The sequence below is a fragment of the Streptococcus danieliae genome, from assembly GCF_025447695.1.
GTDB lineage: Bacteria > Bacillota > Bacilli > Lactobacillales > Streptococcaceae > Streptococcus > Streptococcus danieliae.
Map to the genome: position 1 here is coordinate 1 of NZ_JAOBSU010000140.1, position 3,372 is coordinate 3,372.

A 3,372-nucleotide genomic window follows, 5' to 3' on the forward strand; every position below is an offset into this window, starting at 1 on the left:
TTACAATTCCTTGTCCGATTAATACACACATTCAAACTCTGCTTTGGAGTTTACACAAAATTCTTGACACACCCTCGTGAATAGACTCAGACTGAAAATTGAATGTAGGATTCATTTTTTCAGTCTGAGTTTTTAGATGCTAACCCATAGTCGAAACTCAGACAAGATAATTGCAGGTACCAAAAAGCTCTCCAAAGTCAGAGGTTTTCCTCAAGACTTTTTGGAGAGCTTTTGATGTACCCGATTATTGGGCGCTTACAGTGTTTTGCGTTTTTGAGCAGTTTTGGTGAGGCTGACTTCGACCTCGGGGTCAAGGCTGGAGAGGGTGTCCATGATGTCCTTGTCGTGAATGCTGGCATCAAATTCCACCTCATATTCCAGGATTAATTGGTCACCTTTCTTTTGGGATTTGAGGGAAAGTAAGTGGCTGTCTGTGTGATGGTTGGGGAAGTTTTTGGCAAAAAGGTCTTCGTAATCATAGTCACGGGGCAGGGTAATTTGCAGGTGACGTTTACTGCGGCTGACCTTGGTGAAGCTGCTGTTTTCCAAGGCCAAGAGGAGCAGGCAGATAAACAAGGTGAAACAGCTAGCCAGTAGGAGGTAGCCCATGCCTGTGGCTAGGCCGATAGCGGTGGCGGTGAAGATGAGGAGGAGTTCTTTGGAGCTGGCTGCGGCGGAGCGAAAGCGGATGAGGCTGAAGGTGCCGGCAACGGCGACTCCGGTTCCAAGGTTGCCGTTGACCATAAAGATAATCATCGCAATTAGGCTGGGTAGGAGGGTTAGGGTCATGACAAATTCCTTGGTATAAAAGGTTCGGTACTTGTAGGCTGCTGTCAAGATTAGTCCAAGCAGGAGGCTGACCAGGAGGCTGGTTGAAAGGCTGAGGGTGTCGATCGTAGGGACTCCTGTGGTGGTGCTGAAGACGCTGTTAAAGAGTGTTTCTTGCAAGGCTAAGCTCCTTTCTATTTTCTTGGCTAGCTAGGCGGTAGGCGGTTCCGTATTTAGACCAGGAGGCCTGGGTGATGCCGTACTTATTGAAGATTTGGGGCAACCAAGTGGGACATGCTTCAGGGACCTTGACTTCCATAATGACCTTGCTAGGATCTAGTAAATCCTTGCCGTATTTACCGGCTGACAGGGAGATATCCCAGTCGCGGTAGAGGAGGTTTTGGTCGATGGTGATGCGGATGTCGGCATCCTGTTTGCCACGGAAGGAGAGGCGGTCATAATAGATGTACATTTTTGGTTGGAGTTGTTGGTGGCGTTGGCGCAGCTGGGTTAAATCCTTTTGGATTTGGTCGTCAATGAGGGACTGGTCCAGGCCATCGATGATAGAAAGGCCGGTGGTGACATAGCTGGTAATGGCGTTGGCAGTGGAGGTGAGACGGTTTTTATAGCCGATGCCGTCAATCTTCTTTTTAATTTCTAAGAAGGCCTTGCTACTAGCTTGAGGCTGGGGGTCGTAGAGACGCATGCGGACCTTTTCACGCGCATACTTTTTTGCAATGGAGTCTTGAATCAGGTCGAATTGCTCGGTATCAAAGTAGATGTTGGTAATGGTTGAGGTGGCGTAGGCGTCAGCCTCCATGTAAACCTCCAGGTCTTGCAGAACCTGTTTTAACACCGTTTTTTCGAGGATGTATTTGGTTTCAATTCGTTTAAATTGTTTTTGGATAATCTTGGTAGGCATTGTAAGCCCCTTTCATATTTTCTGAAAGTAGGATAACCAGTCAAACTTAAAGCAAGCTGAAAGAGGTTGTGAAAATGTCTCATGTGTTACAAAAAGTTACAGAAGTGACACAGTTCTTTTAAGATGAGTTCCAGGGTCTTTTTTTGTTGAAAATTATGATAGTATAGATTTATCACGTTAAGAAAGAGATTCAAATAATTATGAAATTAAATAAAAAAATTATGCTTGCGTCCAGCTTGTTGCTTTCAGTCTTTGCTGGAAATAATAGCGCTCAGGCGACGGATCAAGATGGAAGTTGGGTCGCTCGTACGGTTGACCAAATCCGTGACAATCTTGTTCGTGACAATAACACCTTGACTTATACCGTTCAATATGGTGATACCCTTGGACGGATTGCCGAAGCGATGGGTGTGGATATGGCTGTTTTGGCACGTTTGAACCAAATTGAAAATGTCAATGTTATCCAACCAGGAATGTTGCTTCGTGTAACAGTAGGTGCCAACAACCAACCATTAACGTTTGAAGTGATTAACCCACAATTGGAAGGACCTGCTTCTCATGTGGCCAGCGTTGATTTGACTCGCCAAGAAATCTACACGCAAGATCAAATTATTCCTATGTCTCAAACAAGTGCGACTATTGTTGAAGAGGACAAAGGTCCAACTTACATGGCAACACAACCACCTGCAGTGAACCCAGCAGTGAGTCAAGCTCAAGAACTGGCTCCTGTTGCTGAACAGGTTGAAGTAGCGGCACCTGCGGCTCAAGCACCTGTAGCACCAGCTGTTGAGGCTCCAGTAGCTCAACCAGCAGTCGCTAAAGCAGCGCCAGTCGTTGAACAACCTGAAGCACCAGCTGTGGTTGAAACTCCAGCCCAAGAAGTTGCAGCAGAGGAAGCGCCAGCTCCAAGCCCAGCCCCAGAAGCTGTCGAGCCTGAAGTAGCAGCCCCAGCACCAGAGGTTACAGCCCCAGAAGCAGAAACTTCTGAAACGCTACTAGCGGATGAAGAACACAACCATGACCATGATCATGCTGAAGAGCCTGCAGCACCGGTAGAACAACCAGCTGAACCAGCTGCAGTTGAAACACCAGCCCCAGCGCAACCAGCCCCAACTGCAACCCCAGTTGATACTTCTGGACTTCAGCCAGTGGCAGCTAACTTCATGCAAGACATTGCCAACCAGTTTGGAATTACCGATTATTCGAAATTCCGTGCGGGTGACCAAGACCACGGACGTGGACTTGCAGTGGATGCTATGGTTTACAATGATGCAGCTCTTGGAAATCAAGTAGCTCAGTACGCTGTAGACAATATCGATTCCGCAAATATTTCTTACATCATTTGGCAACAACGTTTCTATGCACCGGTCAACAACATTTATGGACCTGCTAACACTTGGAATATGATGCCAGACCGTGGTAGTGTAACAGCCAACCATTACGACCACGTTCACATTTCCTTTAACGGATAAGTATAACACTAGATGGGAGTGGGACAGAACTAAATTTGAAAAAATTTAGTTAATTCGCTTTCTTAATTTTGGGTTCATGCTAAAAAGATCCACTGGATCTTTTTACTCCCACCCCGCAAGGTTGATTAGGTCAGGTTCGGAGTCCTCTCAGCGAGTCAGGAATTGACTCGCTGAGCCTATGATATGGACGAACATGAAATGTTCGCTATC

At 46.6% G+C, this 3,372-nt stretch carries 3 protein-coding genes; 1 reads left to right on the forward strand and 2 read right to left on the reverse strand.

Going from position 1 to position 3,372, the window contains the following annotated elements; genetic code table 11:
• Positions 1-255: 255 nt before the first annotated feature.
• Together N4310_RS07975 and N4310_RS07980 are read right to left on the reverse strand one after the other, a co-directional pair.
• Complete coding sequence (locus N4310_RS07975) at positions 256-948, reverse strand: DUF4956 domain-containing protein (RefSeq protein ID WP_262092754.1); 693 nt, start codon at positions 946-948, stop codon at positions 256-258.
• Positions 929-1,690: a polyphosphate polymerase domain-containing protein gene (locus tag N4310_RS07980; RefSeq protein ID WP_262092755.1), complete on the reverse strand. Its 762-nt coding sequence runs from the start codon at positions 1,688-1,690 to the stop codon at positions 929-931. Before N4310_RS07980 ends, N4310_RS07975 begins: the two co-directional genes overlap by 20 nt.
• 200 nt (positions 1,691-1,890) lie before the next feature.
• Here N4310_RS07980 and N4310_RS07985 point away from each other — a divergent pair, with 200 nt between their 5' ends.
• Positions 1,891-3,162, forward strand: coding sequence for a LysM peptidoglycan-binding domain-containing protein (locus N4310_RS07985; RefSeq protein WP_262092756.1), 1,272 nt, complete (start codon positions 1,891-1,893; stop codon positions 3,160-3,162).
• Positions 3,163-3,372: the final 210 nt, after the last annotated feature.

What these genes read in the sequence shown, in the direction of transcription:
- N4310_RS07980 (WP_262092755.1), bottom strand. Translation starts at nt 1,690, where the DNA reads ATGCCTACCAAGATTATCCAAAAACAATTTAAACGAATTGAAACCAAA.
- N4310_RS07985 (WP_262092756.1), top strand. Translation starts at nt 1,891, where the DNA reads ATGAAATTAAATAAAAAAATTATGCTTGCGTCCAGCTTGTTGCTTTCA.